Source organism: Alteracholeplasma palmae J233 (assembly GCF_000968055.1).
In the GTDB taxonomy this organism is placed as follows: Bacteria; Bacillota_I; Bacilli_A; order Acholeplasmatales; family Acholeplasmataceae; genus Alteracholeplasma; species Alteracholeplasma palmae.
Genome location: NC_022538.1, coordinates 691,509 through 709,911 on the forward strand (window position 1 = coordinate 691,509; position 18,403 = coordinate 709,911).

Sequence of the window (18,403 nt, forward strand, 5' to 3'; positions counted from 1 at the left end):
CCTCGTCCCTCTTTTTAATCAAACAGGAGGATAAAATGAGAAAGCATCAACAATATATGCAAAAAATTAGTATAATCCTTTTCCTTATTTTTATAGTGAGTCTAATATTCTATTCTTGGGCATTCATGACAGACTACAACAGTATGGCACTTGTTATAAATAATAAGGAAATATACACTGAACTACAAAACGTAAATAACAAGCTTTTTTCATATGGATTTATGATGATTATAATTTTTGCACTAACCGTTATTTTAGGGAGCTATTATAGAAGAAAATACTATATTAGTAACTATATTTCAATTATTGTATTTATTGTAATAGCAATAATTTTTATTAGTTTAAACTATATTAATTTAACAGAAGCGTCAAAGAATATAAACCAAGCTATTGAAAACTATAATGACTTTTTGTCTACAGTTCCAGAACAAATGAAACAAATTTACGGTAGACCTTATACCGATAAAATCATTTTATATGGAATAGTTATTAATACAGGCTTAATAGTCAGCATAATTGGGATTGGAATTAATCTAGTTTGGCAATTCAAACTAAGAGAGGTAAAAGCATATGACAAATGAAAATATTAAACTAGATAAAATGATGTATCAAAATAATAAAATATCATATAACTTAGCTTTTCTAGGACTAGGATTTAATGTTGTTTTCATATTCTTAGCACTTAATACAATTAATACGCGTAGTTACGGACTTATGACAGGATTCAAAGTTATAATGAATATTATCATTATGTTAAGTGTATTTCTATCTATGGAAAAAGTAAAAGTATATGAAAAGAAATTCTCAATTTATCTTATTATCTTAGGGATTATCACTATAGGAAGAATATTTTGGCTGCCAAGATTATTTTTAAAGGGTACACACATTACTGATAAACTTATTAATTCAAATTATCAAATGAGAGCAATCATTCAAATTATTTTTCTTGCCTTGACATCTGCATGTTTTATAGCATCTGGAATTATAGGTTATTTTAGATCAACCGCACTTGAAAAACATAGAAAAGAAGGTATGAAAAAATGAAGAGTTTAGATAATAAACTTAAGAAAATTAGTTTTAAAGAGATTATAAATAGAGGCATTAATTATATTAAAAAATTGCCTAAAAATATCATTAGAGATAGAAAGAAAATCGGATCTTTACTTTTATTCTTATCAGGGTTTTTAATAGCTATTACTCTTGAATCACATATTAAGGCAATTATTACACTGTCACCGACATATAGTGTGACAGGATTTATTCTATTTTGTATTACGCTCATTGGCGTCATAACAATGTTTAATGCATTCTCTCTGAAAAAAAGAAATACAGTATTTATGTTTGTAATGACACTCATTGTGTTTATGTTATTGTCTTATTCAGTTTTTAAATATAGCAGTTTGATTATAGAAAATACAAAAGAATTCCAAGACATAGTATTTGACAGTGCTAAAAAGAAATCTATTGCTATACTTATAATTGGTGTTGCTTTAAATTTATTATCAGTCATTCTTTTTAGTACATGCTTAGAAAAAAAAGTAAAAGAGGAATAAGCGTATGCAAATAGAACTTAAAAATATAAATAAAGTTTATCCTAATGGTGTACAAGCCGTTTATGATTTTAATTTGTCTATTAAAAGTGGAGAATTTGTAGTTTTAGTAGGACCATCTGGATGCGGTAAATCAACAACACTAAGGATGGTTGCGGGTCTAGAAGAAATTACTAGGGGTGATTTTTTAATGGATGATAGAAAAATGAATGAGTTAGCACCTAAAGATAGAAATATTGCAATGGTATTTCAAAATTATGCTCTATATGCACATATGACTGTTTATCATAATATGGCTTTCAGTTTATCTTTAAGAAAAGAAAACTCAGATTATATTCATGAAAGAGTGTTGTGGGCAGCAGATATTTTAGGACTTACCCCGTATTTAAATAGGAAACCAGCACATCTATCTGGTGGACAAAGACAAAGAGTTGCTGTTGGTCGTGCAATGGTTAGAAACCCTAAAATATTCCTATTTGATGAACCGCTTTCTAATCTTGATGCAAAACTTAGGGAAAGCATGAGAAAAGAATTAAAACTTTTACATCATAGGTTAAAAACGACTATATTATATGTTACTCATGATCAAACGGAAGCCTTAACACTAGCTGATAAAATAGTCATTATGAAAGATGGGTACATTCAACAAGTAGGAACGCCAGTAGAAATATATCAAGATCCAGCTAACGTATTTGTTGCTGAATTTATTGGAACTCCATCAATGAATTTGGTAGAGGCAACTGTTATCAGTGATAGAGAACTTAAAATAGGTAAAAAAATATACCAGTTTAAGACAAATAAAAAAGCTCTTGATGATTATATAGGAAAAAAAATAGTTTTTGGAGTTAGAGCTGAAAATATAGTTATTACCAAAGGAAAAGAATATATAATATCTCAATATGAATTATTAGGGTCATCTGGTTTGGTGTATTTTGATTTAGAAGGGCATCAATTTATTGCTAAAAGTCATGCTAGAAATATTTATCAGTCAGAAGATGAAATAGGAATAGATTTTGATATGGAAAAAGTGTATCTATTTGATCAAACGACACAAGAAAGAATTTACTTCTAAAATTAAATGAAGATAGCATCAGTTTGAAATAAAATGGATGGATTATCTTCGTTTTAATTTAAAAATGTGAAATTATTTGACACAATAAACACACTCTTGTATAATATCCATAGCGTTCGTGTACGTAAACGAAAGAGGTGTTTATTATGAGTATAACAATGAAAGAAATCGCTGTACTAGCAGGAGTTTCTCAAGGAACAGTTGATCGTGTATTTCACGATAGAGGCGGGGTAAGTAAAAAAACTAAAGAGAAAATATTAAGAATTGCAAAAGAGAATAATTACCAACATAATATTTATGCAAGAGCATTAGTTAATTCAAATAAAAAGTATAAGATAGGTATTGTACTTAATTCTATTGGGAATGATTTTTTTATAAATGTTATAAAAGGAATAAAAGAGGCAGCACTTAAACATCAAAACGACGGTATTGAAATTATCATCGAAGAAATGAAAGGATATAACCCATTAAGTCAAATCAAACTAATTGATAAACTCTTAGACAAAACTATTGATTCTCTGATATTAACTCCAATTAACGATCCATTAATCATTGACTACTTGGATAAACTAGAAGTACCTTTAATTACACTAAATAGTGATATTGATGTTAGAAAAATTGCATTTATTGGATGTGATTATTATCAGAATGGACAAATGGCAGGTGATTTAGCGCTGCTTTTAAAAGATGCTAAAAATATACTTATTGTGACTGGTAATGTCAAACAGGATGGTCATAAAAGCAGAATAGAAGGATTTAAAGAACGTCTAGAAGGCAAAGATATTGAAATAGACATTCTTGAAAACCAAGATGACAACTTAGAATCCTATAAAATTGTGAAAAATCATCTTGAAAAAAATAAAGTAGATTTAGTTTACTTTAACGCAGGTGGAATTAAAGGTGGAATCAAGGCAATTAAAGAATCCAATCAAAATCCTGAAATCATCACAGTTGATGAAACAGTTGAAGTCATCAACGCAGTTAAAGATAAAACAGTTTTAGCAACCATTAGTCAACAGCCTTTTAAACAAGGGTTTAAATCTGTTGATACAATGGTTAAATACTTGTTATTTCATATTAAACCAAATAACAGAGAGTTATACATTGAAAATAGTATTAAATCATATAGTTCAAAATTTGAGGAGGAAGCAGAATGAGTTTAGTAACTAATCCAGTATTAAGAGGATTTAATCCAGATCCGTCATCAGTTAAAGTAGGAGACACGATATATATAGCAGTATCCACATTTGAGTGGATGCCAGGTGTTAGAATATACCAAACAAAAGACTTAGTAAATTATGAGTATGTAACAGATATTCTTACAAAGTCAGATTTTAGAGGAAATCCGAGAGACTGTAGTGTTTGGGCACCTCAAATCAGTTATGTAGATGGTGAATTCTATGTACTATACACCGATGTAAAAAGTACTTTAAGACCCTTTAAAGATTTACATAATTATTTAGTTAAATCAAAGTCAATTACTGGTCCATGGTCAGAACCAATTTATTTAAATAGTAGTGGTTTTGATCCATCACTATTTCATGATGGAGAAAAAAGCTACCTTCTTAATTGTATTTGGGATTATAGACATCATGAACCGAATAAATCCGTAGGAATTATCATTCAAGAGTTTGATAGAAAAACAAACAAACTGATAGATACTTACAAAAAAATATTTGATGGCACGGAAGCTGCAAAAACAGAAGCACCACATATTTATAAATTAAATGATTATTACTATCTAATTACTGCAGAAGGCGGGACAGGAAAAGACCACCAAGTAACAGTATGTAGATCTAAAAACGTCTTTGGACCATATGAACTAGATCCTCAAACACCACTTTTAACATCAAAAAATCATCCAGAATTAAAACTTCAGTGTGCTGGACATGCTTCTCTTATAACAATGGATAATGGTGATATGTATATATTCCATTTAACAACAAGACCACTTGAAAATAATTTTGCTATTTTAGGAAGAGAAACAGCTTTGCAAAGCGTTATATTGAAAGATGGGTGGCTGCGTTTAAAAGAAGGTGGAAATTTACCTTATGACACTGTAGAAGTTAAATCAACTGTTAAGCAAGTTATCAATCATGATTTCAAAGATGATTTCAAACATAAACTACACCACGAATGGAATACACTAAGAAACTATGATTTAAGTTTTTTAGATGTTACAAGTAATGGACTAAAAATGATTAGTCAAGAATCCATGCAGTCTTTATTTGATATTAGTTTAATTGGAAAAAGAATCACAACATATGATTTTACTGCAAAAACTGAAGTAGAATTTAACCCAGAAAGATTCAATCAAATGGCTGGAATTGGCTTATATCTCAATGCGGAAAATTTCTTTTATGCATATTTAACATACGATGAAAAAGTAGGTAAGTGTATAAGATACTTTAAAAAATCAGCAAATGAATTTACATTATACGATAAAGTCACTCCTATTAATGAGACTAAAGTAGTATTAGAAGTAGTTTCTGAAAATAATTTAGTAGATATTCTTGTGAATGGGAACAAACAAAATATCAATGAGAAAATTACTTTCTTGTCTGGTGGGTTTACAGGATTATATGTAACTTTATCAGTTCATGACCTTGATTATAGAAATGGTGCTACAGCAACTTTTAAATACTTTGAATATAAAGGAAAAGAAAGAGGGTAGTAAAGTTGGATGATACAATAAAAACTTATATAGAAAAAATGATGTTTGAAGGAACACCTAAAAGACCTGCTTGGGCATACAATAAAATAAATTCTGATAATATATATACTTTAAAATGGAGTTATGATGACGCTGTTATGATAAATGCCTTTATTAGATTATATGAAGTAACCGGAAATAAAAAATATCTTAGCTTTTCAAATGAATTTTTTAAAGCCTATGTTTCAGAAGATGGAAAAATGTTAGGATATGAATTAGAAAAATATAATATTGATAATTTGTGCGCAGGATATACTTTAATGGATCTTTATAGATATACAAAAGAAAACAGATATAAAATAGCCTATGAAACATTATTTAAACAGTTTAAAAATCATCCTAGAACAGAAAAAGGAAGTTTCTGGCATAAACTTATTTATCCAAATCAAGTTTGGTTAGATGGGCTTTACATGGGTCAGCCTTTTTACGCAAAATACTTAAAAGAAAATAACGACAAACTGAATGATGTATACCTACAATTTGAAAATATGAAGTACCAATATAATAAAGAAAAAAAATTATACTATCATGGATATGATGATACAAAAACTATTTTTTGGTCAGATCCAAAAACAGGATGCTCTAAAAATTTTTGGAGTCGTTCTATGGGTTGGTTTTTAATGGCAATGGTAGATGTTCTAGAAATAGAAAAGAATAAAAAACTTGCAATACAACTAAAACAAGCGATAGATGGAATCTTACTTTATGCTAAGGAAGGCTTGATTTATCAAGTGATTGATAGAGAAGATGTTAAAGGAAACTATCTTGAAACAAGTGGATCAGCTATGCTCATCTATGCAATGATAAAAGGGCATAGACTAGGCGCATTAAGTGAAAAATACTTGATTAAAGGCAAAGAATATCTGAAAAATTTAGTTTCTAGGAAATTAATAAATAATAATTTACAAGACTGTAATTTAGTTTCTGGATTGGGCCCAGAAAGTAATTTATTAAGAAATGGTACTGTAGAATATTATTTAAGTGAGAAAAAAGTAAATAATGATCCTAAAGCAATTGGACCGTTTTTAATGGCTTATGCCGAATACATTGAAAGTGAGAAAATAAAATGACAATAGAAGAATTGAAAAAACATTCAAAAATTAAGTATGAAGGTCCAAAAAGTAAAAACGAATTAGCATTCAAGTTTTACAACCCAGAAGAAGTAATTAATGGGAAAACTATGAAAGAACACTTAAAATTTGCAATGAGCTACTGGCATACTTTATGTGCTGAAGGAACAGATCCATTTGGACAACCAACCTCTGATAAAAAATTTGGTGGGAAAACAGCATTAGAAATTTATAAAAACAAAGCTGAATTTGGATTCTTATTTATGGATTTACTAGATTTAGAATACTTCTGTTTCCATGATGTCGATATGGCACCTGAAGGAAAAAATTTAAAAGAAAGTTTTGAAAATTTTGATATCATGGTAAGTTACATTAAAGAACTTCAAAAGAAATATAATAAAAAATTACTTTGGGGGACTGCAAATAACTTTACTAATAAAATGTTTATGACAGGAGCAGCAACCAGTCCGAATGCAGATGTTTTTGCCATAGCAGCAGCTAAGATAAAAAAAGCAATTGATGCTACATATGAACTTGGTGGTACAGGTTATGTATTCTGGGGTGGTAGAGAAGGTTATGAAACACTCCTTAATACTAAAATGGATGTTGAGCTAAATAACTTAGCAACTATGCTAAAAATATCTAGAGATTACGGTAGAAAAATCGGTTTCAAAGGAGATTTCTATATAGAGCCGAAACCAAAAGAACCTACAAAACATCAATATGATTTTGACTCAGCAACCACTATCGGATTTTTAAGAAAAAATGATTTATTAAAAGATTTTAGATTAAACATTGAAGCGAACCACGCTACATTAGCTGGACATACTTTCCAACATGAAATCGCAACTGCTCGTATTGAAGGTGTATTTGGATCGATAGATGCTAATGAAGGTGATTTATTATTAGGGTGGGACACTGACCAATTCCCATTTAATGTATATGATGCGACTTTATGTATGTATGAAGTTTTAAAAGCTGGCGGATTTACTGATGGTGGATTAAACTTTGATGCTAAAACAAGAAGACCATCTAATACAGTAGAAGACTTATTACTTGCCTATATTCACGGAATGGATACTTATGCATTAGGATTAAGAAAAGCTGTTGAACTTATTGAAGATGAAAGATTAGATAATTTTAAAGAAAACAGATATCAATCATTTAATACTGAATTTGGACAAAAAATTCTAAATAACAAAATTACATTAGAAGAATTAACAGAACATGCATTAAAAAATCAAGAACCAGATGTGAAAAGTGGTAAACAAGAATACCTTGAGATGATTGTTAATCAAATTCTTTTTAGAGGCTAGTATATGTATTTAGGAATAGATTTAGGAACATCATCTGTTAAATTAGTACTTACAGATAATGATGGACTAGTTTTAGGGGTAGTTTCTAGAAATTATTCTGTAAACTATGTATGTCAAACATCTGAACAAAATCCATTGGACTGGTTTGAGGGATTTAACGATTGTATTAAAGAATTATCAAGAACAAATGATTTAAAAAAAGTGAGAGCTCTTAGTTTTTCTGGGCAAATGCATGGTTTAGTTTTAGTTGATAAAAATGGAGATATTATTAGACCGGCTATTTTATGGAATGATAATAGAAGTGTTAAAGAAAATCATTATTTAAATGAAGTTATTACAAAAGAAAAATTAATTGAATATACTGAAAATATTTCTTTTCCTGGTTTTACTGCATCTAAATTATTGTGGGTTAAAAATAATGAACCTGATAACTTTAAGAAAATATATAAAGTATTATTACCAAAAGATTATCTAGCATACAAAATAACAGGCGTTTACGCAACAGATACAACAGATGCCTCTGGAACTTTATATTATGATGTTAAGAATAAACAATGGTCTAAAAAGATGCTAGATATACTGGGAATAAAAGAAGAAATATTACCCAAAGTATATGAACCAGAAACTGTTATTGGTTATCCATTAGATGATAAATATTTAAGTAAAAATACTAAAGTTTCTATCGGTGGTGCAGATAATGCCATTGGAGCTGTTGGCACTAATACTGTGCTAGAAGATGAAGTTAATTTATCTTTAGGAACTAGTGGTGTTGTCTTATCTGTTTCTAATAATTTGCCAAAAGATAAGGTTCCTGGAATTCATAGATTCACACATGTTGGAGGAAGATATTATCAGATGGGTGTTGTCTTATCGGCAACAGCCTCTTTAAAATGGTTTCAAGAAACAATTCTGGAAGATAATTATAAAAAGATGGATTTAATTATTGATGGACCTAAGAATAATATTATTTTTCATCCATATTTGATGGGAGAAAGAGGGACTATCAATGATGTAGATGCTAAAGGGTTATTTTATGGATTTGATCTTTCAACTAAAAGAGATGATTTAACAAAAGCAGTTATTGAAGGTATTTCATTTTCAATTAAAGACTGTTTGCTTGCTATGAAACTAGATAAGGTTAAAAGATTTAGAATTATTGGTGGAGGAACTAAATCAGAAAGTTGGATCAGACTATTAGCAACTATTTTAAATGCACCAATTGAAACTATAAAGCTTAATGAGGGTGGAGCGTTTGGAGCAGCAATAGTAGCGATGATTGCTGATGGAAAATATAAAAATTATGAAGATACAAGCAATCTTGTTACAACTGATAAAATCTATTATCCAATTATAGAAGATGTTAAATACTATATTGACAAGTATAATGAGTATAAACTGCTATATCATAAAATTAAATAGTTTAAAAAAGTGAAAAAAGTACTAGAAGCAGGTTTTTGATAAAAACTTGTGACTAGCACTTTTTTTGTTTTAATTCAATGTATAAAAAAGTGCAAAAAAGAAAGGATTTATTCATCTAAAATAGCCTTTAAGAGCACTTTAAGTGAAAAAAGTAAACCTAATAATTTCATTTATATGCTTTTTTATGGAAAAGAAATTGGACATATGCTAGAATTATTATATAAAAATGTGAAAAAGGAGATACATATGATAAAAAAATCGATTCTAGCAATGACAGTTTTAATACTTATAGTTTCAATTTCCTCTATTTCTTTCAAGTATGAAAAAGTGAACGATACTGTAGCGTATTTAAATGAACAAAAATTAAATTATGAATACAATGATGAAGATGATAATTATAATAATAAGCAAGTGTTTAAAGTAGATAATACTTTATATGAGGATTTAAAATCAGCAATTACTGCCTTACCTCCAGCAGGTGGAGTAATTTATATTACGAGAAATGTAGGAATTCCCGCTGATGTGGCGTACAAGATAAATGTAGATAAAGAGTTTACAATAGCATCAGAACCAAATGATAGAAATGTAAAGTTTTCATTTTTTAGACCACATCAAGGAACATATACAAATATATTTAATATTGAAGGCGATACTAAGATAACATTTAAAGATATTGTAATAGATTTGAACAGAGTTAAAAATGGTACCGATGTAACAACACCAATTGATGGAACTGTATTTTATGCTGATGATAACTCAGTTGTCAAAATAGAAAATGTTGAATACAAGAATAGTGAAAGCTCAAGAACTAGTATGCTAGTTTATGCAATGAAAAACTCAAAAGTTGAAGTGAATAATGTTGTTGTAGATGGAGTTGGAGGCTTTCAAGATTTTTTCAGATCAAACAGTGATGACGCTACCGTCTCAGTTGGAAATATTAGTTTTAAGAATAATACGCTTGAAACTAAACCTGAGGATGATGAAAAGAAAGGCTTAATTTCCGCTTTACGAGGAACTACAATCATCACAGGTGATATTACATCAGAAAATAATAAAGCAAAAGAAACTAATGAAGATTTACCAATGATTTATATTGATAAAGATAAAAAAGTTCAAATTAGAGCTAACCTGACTAAACCGCTTACTATTAAAATTCCAGAAGGTGAAGACATAAGTAATTATATAGATGCTACTGGTTATGAGGAATCAATTAATCATATATATAATTTTGATAATCCAAATCAGAGATTAGCGGTAAAAGATGGGAAAATAATTTGGAGTGAATTTACTTATGAGATTACTAAAAATCCTACTGTTACTTTAGAAGGAGAAGTAAAGTGGATAAGCTCAGAAAATCCAGATCATTTTTACACAGAGGCATTGCCAAAATTATCGTTAGATGATTACACATTGGAAACTTATAATAGTAAAATTGAAACGGAAAATGTAAATATCTCATATTCTTTAAAAGAATCAAAAAATGGTAAAGTAATAATTAATTATGAACTTTCAGATTTTAATAACAACCAGTATACGAAAACAATTTCTACTGCGCCTACTAGCAATACTGCTGGCCTAGCTACTTTAACAAATAATGAATTTCCAGGAGTAAAACTAGAAATTAATCTGCCTAATATAAGTTTAGATCAATATAATTTAAGTATCACTAAAAGGCCAACTTACATAAGTACAGGTGAGGTAGTATTTTCATATAAGAATTATACTAATGTAAAGGTAAGTGTTGAATTAGCAGAAATAAACGATTCAAATTACAATAAAACTGAAATCAGTAATGGATATGCTTATATACATCTAGAATATGAATTTATTGTTTTTGAATATACGATAGAAGCGCCAGAAAGTATTGGAAGTCGTTTAGTTGTATTTAAAGATAGAGGATTAAAGTACTTGCTATCTGAGGAAAAAGTTACGCCATTAGATGCAGATCAAAGATGGAAAGGATTCAGTTATGATGGTTTAGCCCCTCAAACTCAATATCATATATACATTAAATCAATATTAGAAAATGAGAACCATGATATTTATTATGCGGGCATTATAACTACCACTAGGACATCAACAGATGAATTATTGGATGAACTACATGCTAGTATTCCAAATGAAAATTTGGTTGTAAAAAATTTAAGCCTAAGCTTGATTGATGCATTTAAATTAGAAATAGAACAACTAGAACTTGAAACTGAAAGACAAAGTCTTAAAGATTTGTATATTAGTAAAATTAAATACACTGTAAAACAGGTCTTAGCAATCAATGATTTGACTCAGTTTATTTATGACTTAACAGGAAGAACTGACCTTGAAACTGAATTAGAAAAAATAGTCAATGATAATGTAAGTAAAATAAAAGTCTTATTTAGCGATGACAAAGTTAATGAAGTGCTTGAATCAGGTAAAACTGATTTGCAAACATATGTTGAAATTGCAATGATCCATACTAAAAATAATATTAAGACTGCTTTAGAAGAAAAGTATAAAGACGAAATGAACTCGGATATAGAAACTATCTTAGAAACATTTATTAATACAATTAATGAAAAAAACTATCACGAACACGATACACTTTTAGTATTAGGAAATGAAGAAATTTTGAAATATATAAAACAAGAGCAAATTAAATTAATCAATGAAAAAGTAAATGAAAATACTTCTGAAGGAGTTAAAAAGATTATTGAAGAGTACATTAAAAAAATTGAAGAAGCTTCAGATAAAGACGAAATTTTAGAATTAAATGATGAATTAGAAGTAAAAGTAGATATTCAAATTAAAAAAGAAGAAATTAGAAAAAAACTAGAAGAAGAGTTTGGAGGTAACCCAACTGAAGAGCAAACTAAAATAATAGATAAAATTGTCAATGGCATAGACGAAAAAAACTATAATGATCCTGAGATTGTTGAAAAATCATTGGAAAATGGTAAAAAAGAAAATGCTAAATTATCAGAAGATAACCCAACAATTAAAATTATATCATGGGTTGCAATATCAATTTTCACTCTTCTAATAGGCTTACAAATCGCATTGATTATAAAGGCTAAAAAAGGAGCGAAATGATAATGACACAATTGTATTTTAACCAGGGGACACTTAATATGGTTATGGGGATACTTGGCGGAATTGTTATTATATTATTTATATACATAATAATAAGTAGAAAAAAACAAAGCATAGTGAGAGAACCTAATCATGAAAACAATATTTCAAGAACAGAAATAGAAACTAAGACAATTGCTGAGGATAATTTAAATGAAACAGTTTTGAGTGACGGTGATGAAAAGCAGGGTTTATTTATTAAATATAACTATGGTTTTCAAGCAAGATTACATCAAGCACCTGAACTGACAAAAGAAAGATATAATGAATTAAAAAATTATCTATTAAGTTATAAAGATGTTGATACTAGAAATTCTTGGAAATATGAAAGGTTCATGTATAAAAACAAGCCTATTGTTAAACTATGGATTCACGGGGAAAACATTAAAGTATACTTTAATCATAAGGCTGAAGATTTTACTGATACAAAATATAAATTAGAAGATGTTTCATATGCAAAAATGCATGAAACAACACCATCGTTATTAGTTGTTAATGGACCTAGATTATTAGAATATACAAAAGAACTAATTGATATTTATTTAGAAAATAAAACATATAAAGATTTAGAATATATACCTAATGATTATAAGTTACCATTTCTTAGTAGAGAAAAATTAATTGAGTTGGGATTAGTAAAAGATAATTCTAAATAATGAAAGCACTTTAAAAGTGCTTTTTATTTTTTCGTTAATGAAAACGTTTTATTTTAAAGCTATTGTGGAATATTTTAAATAACAATGTTAATATGTAATTAACATAAACAATTCAAAAAATAAAACTAAATAGGAGAAGAACATGCAAGAAAAAGATTTATCTTTAAAAGATACAATTGATTCGCTAGTTTTAAAAGGAAAAAAGGCACTGGATCTATATTATGATTTGACACAAGAAGATGTTGATCATATAGTTGCCAAGGTCTCTGTTTCTGCTATAGATGCTCATGGCATTTTAGCTAAGGTTGCAATAGACGAAACCAAAAGAGGAGTCTTTGAGGATAAGGCTACTAAAAACTTATTTTCAGTTGAATATGTTATTAATCATATGAGACATTTAAAAACTGTTGGTATTATATCAGAAGATAAAGTAACTGGTATTACTTTAGTTGCAGATCCGGTTGGCGTAATTTGTGCAATCACACCAGTAACAAACCCTACATCAACGACAATCTTTAAATCATTAATTGCACTAAAAACAAGAAATCCAATTATATTTGCGTTTCATCCAAATGCTCAAAAATCATCCATGCTAGCAGCAAAAATAGTATATGAAGCAGCACTTGAAGCAGGCGCTCCTAAAAACTGTATCCAGTGGATTGAAACACCCTCAATGGAGGCAACAAGTCTTTTAATGAATCACAAAGATATTGCAACCATTCTTGCAACAGGTGGGAATGCCATGGTAAAAGCTGCGTATTCATGCGGTAAACCTGCACTAGGCGTTGGAGCAGGAAATGTTCCAGCATATATAGAAAAAACAGCACTGCTCAAACAAGCAGTCAATGATGTAGTTATGTCAAAAGCATTTGATAATGGAATGATTTGTGCTTCTGAACAAGCATTAATTATCGATAAAGAAGTGTATAAAGAGACTGTTCAACTACTTGAACGATATGGTGTATACTTTTTAAATAATGAAGAAAAAACTAAAATAGAAAAATTTGCCTTTTCAAAAGAACAAAAACTTAATCCTGATATTGTAGGAAAATCTGCCTTATGGATTGCTAAAGAAACTAAAATAGATGTGCCAGAAAATACAATTATACTAGCTGCTATATGTAAAGAAGTAGGGCAAAAAGAGGTTTTAACAAGAGAAAAACTATCTCCTATTCTTGCGGTGTTAGAAGCTAAAAGTACAGAAGAAGGAATAGAACTTGCTAATCAAATGGTTCTGTTTAATGGATTAGGGCATAGTGCAGTGATTCACTCTAACGACCAAGAAGTTATTAAAGCATTTGGGAAGAAACTTAAAGTAATTAGAATTATTGCGAATTCACCTGCAACATTTGGAGGCATAGGTAACATATACAATAGATTTATCCCTTCCCTTACCTTAGGATGTGGCTCGTATGGTAACAATTCTGTCGGTGATAATGTATCAGCAATCCACCTTCTTAACATTAAAAAAATAGGAGAGAGAAAAAATAATATGCAATGGTTTAAAATACCTTCTAAAATATATTTTGAAAAAGACTCCATTGAGTATATTAGACAAATGCATGATGTCACTAAGGCAATCATCATTACTGATAGAATGATGGTTGATTTAGGATATGTAAAAAAAGTAACAGATCAATTAGAACTGAGAAGAAATCACGTATCTGTTCAACTATTTTGTGATGTAGAAGCTGACCCATCACTAGAGACCGTTTTAAAGGGGTATCAATTGATGAAATCCTTTGAGCCGGATACAATTATAGCTATAGGTGGTGGATCTCCTATGGATGCTGCTAAGGCTATGTGGTTATTTTATGAAAACCCAGATATTGACTTTAATGATCTAAAACAAAAATTTATGGATATTAGAAAAAGAGCATTTAGATATCCAGAGCTAGGTAAAAAAACAAAACTTGTATGTATACCTACAACATCAGGAACAGGAAGCGAAGTTACACCATTTGCAGTGATTACAGATACTAAAAACCATAAAAAGTATCCATTAGCAGATTATTCATTAACCCCTACGGTTGCGATTATTGACCCAGCCCTTACTCTTACTCAACCAAAAAGTGTTACAGCTGATACAGGAATGGATGTTTTAACTCATGCAGTTGAAGCTTATGTTTCTGTTCTAGCAAGTGATTATACAGATGCACTTGCTATCCAAACAATCAAATTAGTTTTTAAATACTTAAAGAAAGCTTATGATAATGGAAATGACTTTCTTGCAAGAGAAAAAATGCATAATGCATCAACGATGGCCGGTATGGCATTTGGTAATGCATTTTTAGGTATCAGTCATTCAATGGCGCATAAAGTAGGAGGTAATTTCCATATTCCACACGGTAGAATTAACGCAATCTTACTACCGTATGTCATCAGATATAATGGTACAGTACCTAATAAACTTTCTACATGGCCTAAGTATCAATCATATATTGCCGATGAAAGATACTATGAATTAGCAGTCGAAATAGGATTAAAGCCTAAAACAACTCAAGAAGGGGTTCAAATGTTTGCCAAAGCATGTTACGACTTAGCTGTTTCTTTAAATATTAAAATGAGTTTTATGGATCAAAATATTTGTGAAAATGAGTACTTTGATAAAATAGAAGAAATAGCTTATCTTGCTTATGAGGATCAATGTAGTACTGCAAATCCAAGATTACCTTTAGTTTCTGACATGAAAGAAATATTAAAAAATGCTTATTATGGTATAAATGAAACTGAAACGAAAAAATAGTTTTAAAATATAAAAAGAGACTTAATACAAATTAGAAATACTATTTATAAACGAAAATACGTTTAATAAAGTAATATTGAAACAAGAAAATAAGAATAAAAACTAAAAATGTTATAATTAATGCATGAAGAGGAAGTGACCAAAAGTGATTTTAGTTAAACATCATAACGAAGGAAATCTTAAACCATTTTTCTATTTTAAATTAGAAGAATATGTATTAAATCATTTATTAAAAGAAGGAGAATCATACTTTTTTACTTGGGAAATCAGCGGTGTTATTGTTGGTAAAAATCAAGTGATAGAAAATGAAGTTAACTTAGCCTATTTAAAAGAACATAATATCCCGCTATACAGAAGACCTACTGGTGGTGGTTGTGTTTATGCAGATCATAGAAATACCATGTTTACAATCGTTACTAAGAAAAAAGATAAAAACTTTAGTTTTAAAGACTACCTAACACAAGTAGTTGATGCCTTTAAACCGCTTGGTATTAACCTGGAATTTAGTGGTAGAAACGATATTTTATTTGAAGGCAAAAAAGTTTCAGGCACATCTTTCATGCAAAACGAAAACGGCATGATCATGCACGGAACACTCTTATATGATTGTGATGTAGAAACAATGGTTCGTGCGATTAGTCCAAGTGACGAAAAACTGATTTCAAAAGGGATAGAAAGTGTTCGCTCTAGAGTTGTTAATTTAAAACCTTACTTAAACGGCATGACACAAGAACAATTAATTGCTCACTTGAAAAAAGAGTTAACTGACCAAGTATATGAAATCAGTCCAGAAGAAGTAGAAATGTTACAAGAAGAAGCTAAATATTACGCCTCTGAAGAATGGATTTATAGATTACAACCCAAACATAATAAAATACTTAAAAGAAGATTTAAGTTTGGTAGTCTTGAAGCCTTGTTAGAAATCAATAAAGGTGTTTTAGAAGAATTAAGTTTAAAAGGAGATTTTTTCCATAAACAAGATAATCTAAGCGAATTTACGGAAAAATTTAGAAGAATACCTTATACTAAAGAAGGTATTAAAAATGTTTTAGATACTGTTTCTATATCTGATTATATTATAGATGCAGATAATAATGATATTTACGAATTATTACAAGAAGGAATTATTACGCTTTAGGAGGCAATTAAAATGAAAAAATTTCATAAAAATCATCTTTGGATTAAAATAGAAGGAAATACAGCAAAAGTTGGATTAACATCATTTAAACTCGCTGATATTGGAGCTTTAAATTTCTTAGATTTACCAGAAGAAGGCACGAGAGTTTTAAAAGATGAAGGATTCGGATCGTACGAAAGTACTAAAACAACAGGAACATTTATTTCACCTGTAAGCGGCGTTATTACAAAAGTAAATAAAGATATCTTAGATAACCCAAGTTCATATGATATGATGGCATCAGAAGAAGCAATCTTAGAACTAAGTGACATTAATTTAGATGAAGTTAATGAACTTTTAACTGAAGAAGAATACGAAGCATATCTAGAAAATATTGAACACTAAAATTAAACTATTATAGCATTACACAAAAAGAGAATACCAAAAATATTCTCTTTTTATTTTATATAAAGGCTAAAAAATGTATTTTGAAAAATCTAGAAAGCATCTTATAAAAAGTTGAAAAAATAATTTATAGAATAGACAAGAAACAAAAACAATAAAAACAAGATAGCTTCCAGGTATTTTATAACTGGAAGTGACTCTTTCAATTCAATAAAATAAGAAAACAGGCACTGCATTTAAAATAGAAACCTATAAAATAAAATAACTAGAGATAACCATAGTTATATATTGACAAAAGTATTTAGATTAGGTATAATAATTTCGTTGAGGTGAAACCATGAAACTTGATTTACAAACCTTACCAGATATATATCCATTTGAAGAAGAACTTAACTTAAGCTCATATATTAAGGAAAGTCACCAAATTCTTAATTTAGACCATGTATTTGTTAAAGGCACAATTGAAAAACGCCTTGACTATTGTATAGTTAAGATTAATGTTAAAACAGATGCTTCGCTTGCATGTGCATTGACATTAAAAGAAGTCATTACACCACTTGATTTTTCAGAAACAATTATATTTGGTGAACATGATGATGCAGACTATGCACTTGAAAAAACCTTGGATTTAGATCCAATTATATTCGCTTATATCCTATCTGAAAAGCCTTACTCAGTATTTCATAAAGATGCTTCTCACGAAGAGTTTGAAGAAAAAAAAGTAAATAGCGCTTTTGAGAATTTGAAAGATCTACTTTAAAACAGTAGGAGGTGTATTAGTAGATGGCAGTTCCGTTTAGAAGAACAGGTAAGACAGCTAAAAGAAAACGTCGTACACACTTTAAATTAAGTGCTCCAGCGTTAGTAGTTTGCCCACAAACAGGTGAATTCACTTTACCACATAGAGTTACTCCAAACAGTGGTTATTACAAAGGTCAACTTGTTTTAGAAAAAAAAGAATCTAAATAATTTAGATTAAGAAAAAGCACTTAAGGTGCTTTTTTCTTTTATATAGATACTCATTAATTGAAGAACTATCATCCACCTAATATGAAGTCTTAACCCAATCTTTTTATAAATATAAAGTGTCAAATATGATATGAAAGTATTTTTATTTTCCATTGATACTAGATACAAACCTAGAAAATACACTATAAATATGTAATCTGGAACATGTAACCTGCATTTTGGAACATATAGACAATAAAACTAATGAAAAAATGTAAACTAT

The 18,403-nt window shown here is 29.3% G+C and carries 16 protein-coding genes; all 16 read left to right on the forward strand.

Features of this window, described 5'->3' with window-relative positions:
* Positions 1 to 35: 35 nt before the first annotated feature.
* The 16 genes from BN854_RS03250 to rpmF all read left to right on the forward strand — a co-directional run bounded on the left by BN854_RS03250 (position 36) and on the right by rpmF (position 18,141).
* Positions 36 to 581 carry a hypothetical protein gene (locus BN854_RS03250; protein ID WP_026658206.1) on the forward strand — a complete coding sequence of 182 codons (546 nt, stop codon included), beginning with the start codon at positions 36 to 38 and terminating at the stop codon, positions 579 to 581.
* Entirely contained in the window at positions 571 to 1,044 is a 474-nt protein-coding gene (locus tag BN854_RS03255; protein ID WP_026658214.1) for a hypothetical protein, read from the forward strand. Before BN854_RS03250 ends, BN854_RS03255 begins: the two co-directional genes overlap by 11 nt.
* Positions 1,041 to 1,553 (forward strand): hypothetical protein, encoded by a 513-nt coding sequence (locus BN854_RS03260; protein ID WP_026658222.1) that lies wholly within the window; start codon positions 1,041 to 1,043, stop codon positions 1,551 to 1,553. The genes BN854_RS03255 and BN854_RS03260 overlap by 4 nt, the downstream gene beginning before the upstream one ends.
* A gap of 4 nt (positions 1,554 to 1,557) precedes the next feature.
* Complete coding sequence (locus BN854_RS03265; RefSeq protein ID WP_026658232.1) at positions 1,558 to 2,622, forward strand: ABC transporter ATP-binding protein; 1,065 nt, start codon at positions 1,558 to 1,560, stop codon at positions 2,620 to 2,622.
* 146 nt (positions 2,623 to 2,768) lie between these two features.
* Positions 2,769 to 3,779, forward strand: coding sequence for a LacI family DNA-binding transcriptional regulator (locus tag BN854_RS03270; RefSeq protein WP_026658241.1), 1,011 nt, complete (start codon positions 2,769 to 2,771; stop codon positions 3,777 to 3,779).
* Positions 3,776 to 5,296, forward strand: coding sequence for a glycoside hydrolase family 43 protein (locus BN854_RS03275; protein WP_026658250.1), 1,521 nt, complete (start codon positions 3,776 to 3,778; stop codon positions 5,294 to 5,296). Before BN854_RS03270 ends, BN854_RS03275 begins: the two co-directional genes overlap by 4 nt.
* Before the next feature lie 5 nt (positions 5,297 to 5,301).
* The gene (locus tag BN854_RS03280; protein ID WP_026658258.1) at positions 5,302 to 6,405 is read left to right on the forward strand and encodes a glycoside hydrolase family 88/105 protein; all 1,104 of its coding nucleotides are present in this window, start codon (positions 5,302 to 5,304) and stop codon (positions 6,403 to 6,405) included.
* Positions 6,402 to 7,721 (forward strand): xylose isomerase, encoded by a 1,320-nt coding sequence (xylA, locus tag BN854_RS03285; protein WP_026658263.1) that lies wholly within the window; start codon positions 6,402 to 6,404, stop codon positions 7,719 to 7,721. The genes BN854_RS03280 and xylA overlap by 4 nt, the downstream gene beginning before the upstream one ends.
* Positions 7,722 to 7,724: 3 nt before the next feature.
* Positions 7,725 to 9,140: a xylulokinase gene (gene xylB / locus BN854_RS03290; protein ID WP_026658268.1), complete on the forward strand. Its 1,416-nt coding sequence runs from the start codon at positions 7,725 to 7,727 to the stop codon at positions 9,138 to 9,140.
* 246 nt (positions 9,141 to 9,386) lie between these two features.
* Positions 9,387 to 12,209 (forward strand): ligand-binding sensor domain-containing protein, encoded by a 2,823-nt coding sequence (locus BN854_RS03295; protein WP_026658277.1) that lies wholly within the window; start codon positions 9,387 to 9,389, stop codon positions 12,207 to 12,209.
* Between the two features lie 2 nt (positions 12,210 to 12,211).
* Entirely contained in the window at positions 12,212 to 12,904 is a 693-nt protein-coding gene (locus tag BN854_RS03300) for a hypothetical protein (protein WP_026658284.1), read from the forward strand.
* Between the two features lie 142 nt (positions 12,905 to 13,046).
* Entirely contained in the window at positions 13,047 to 15,650 is a 2,604-nt protein-coding gene (adhE, locus tag BN854_RS03305) for a bifunctional acetaldehyde-CoA/alcohol dehydrogenase (RefSeq protein ID WP_026658292.1), read from the forward strand.
* A 145-nt stretch (positions 15,651 to 15,795) separates the two neighbouring features.
* A complete protein-coding gene (lplA, locus tag BN854_RS03310) occupies positions 15,796 to 16,788 on the forward strand; it encodes a lipoate--protein ligase (protein ID WP_026658302.1) in 993 nt (330 codons plus the stop codon).
* Positions 16,789 to 16,800: 12 nt separating this feature from the next.
* Positions 16,801 to 17,172, forward strand: a complete 372-nt coding sequence (locus BN854_RS03315; RefSeq protein WP_026658310.1) for a glycine cleavage system protein H — start codon at positions 16,801 to 16,803, stop codon at positions 17,170 to 17,172.
* A 337-nt stretch (positions 17,173 to 17,509) separates the two neighbouring features.
* Positions 17,510 to 17,932 (forward strand): YceD family protein, encoded by a 423-nt coding sequence (locus BN854_RS03320; protein WP_026658317.1) that lies wholly within the window; start codon positions 17,510 to 17,512, stop codon positions 17,930 to 17,932.
* Positions 17,933 to 17,955: 23 nt separating this feature from the next.
* Positions 17,956 to 18,141: a 50S ribosomal protein L32 gene (rpmF, locus tag BN854_RS03325; protein ID WP_026658325.1), complete on the forward strand. Its 186-nt coding sequence runs from the start codon at positions 17,956 to 17,958 to the stop codon at positions 18,139 to 18,141.
* The last annotated feature ends 262 nt before the right edge of the window (positions 18,142 to 18,403 follow it).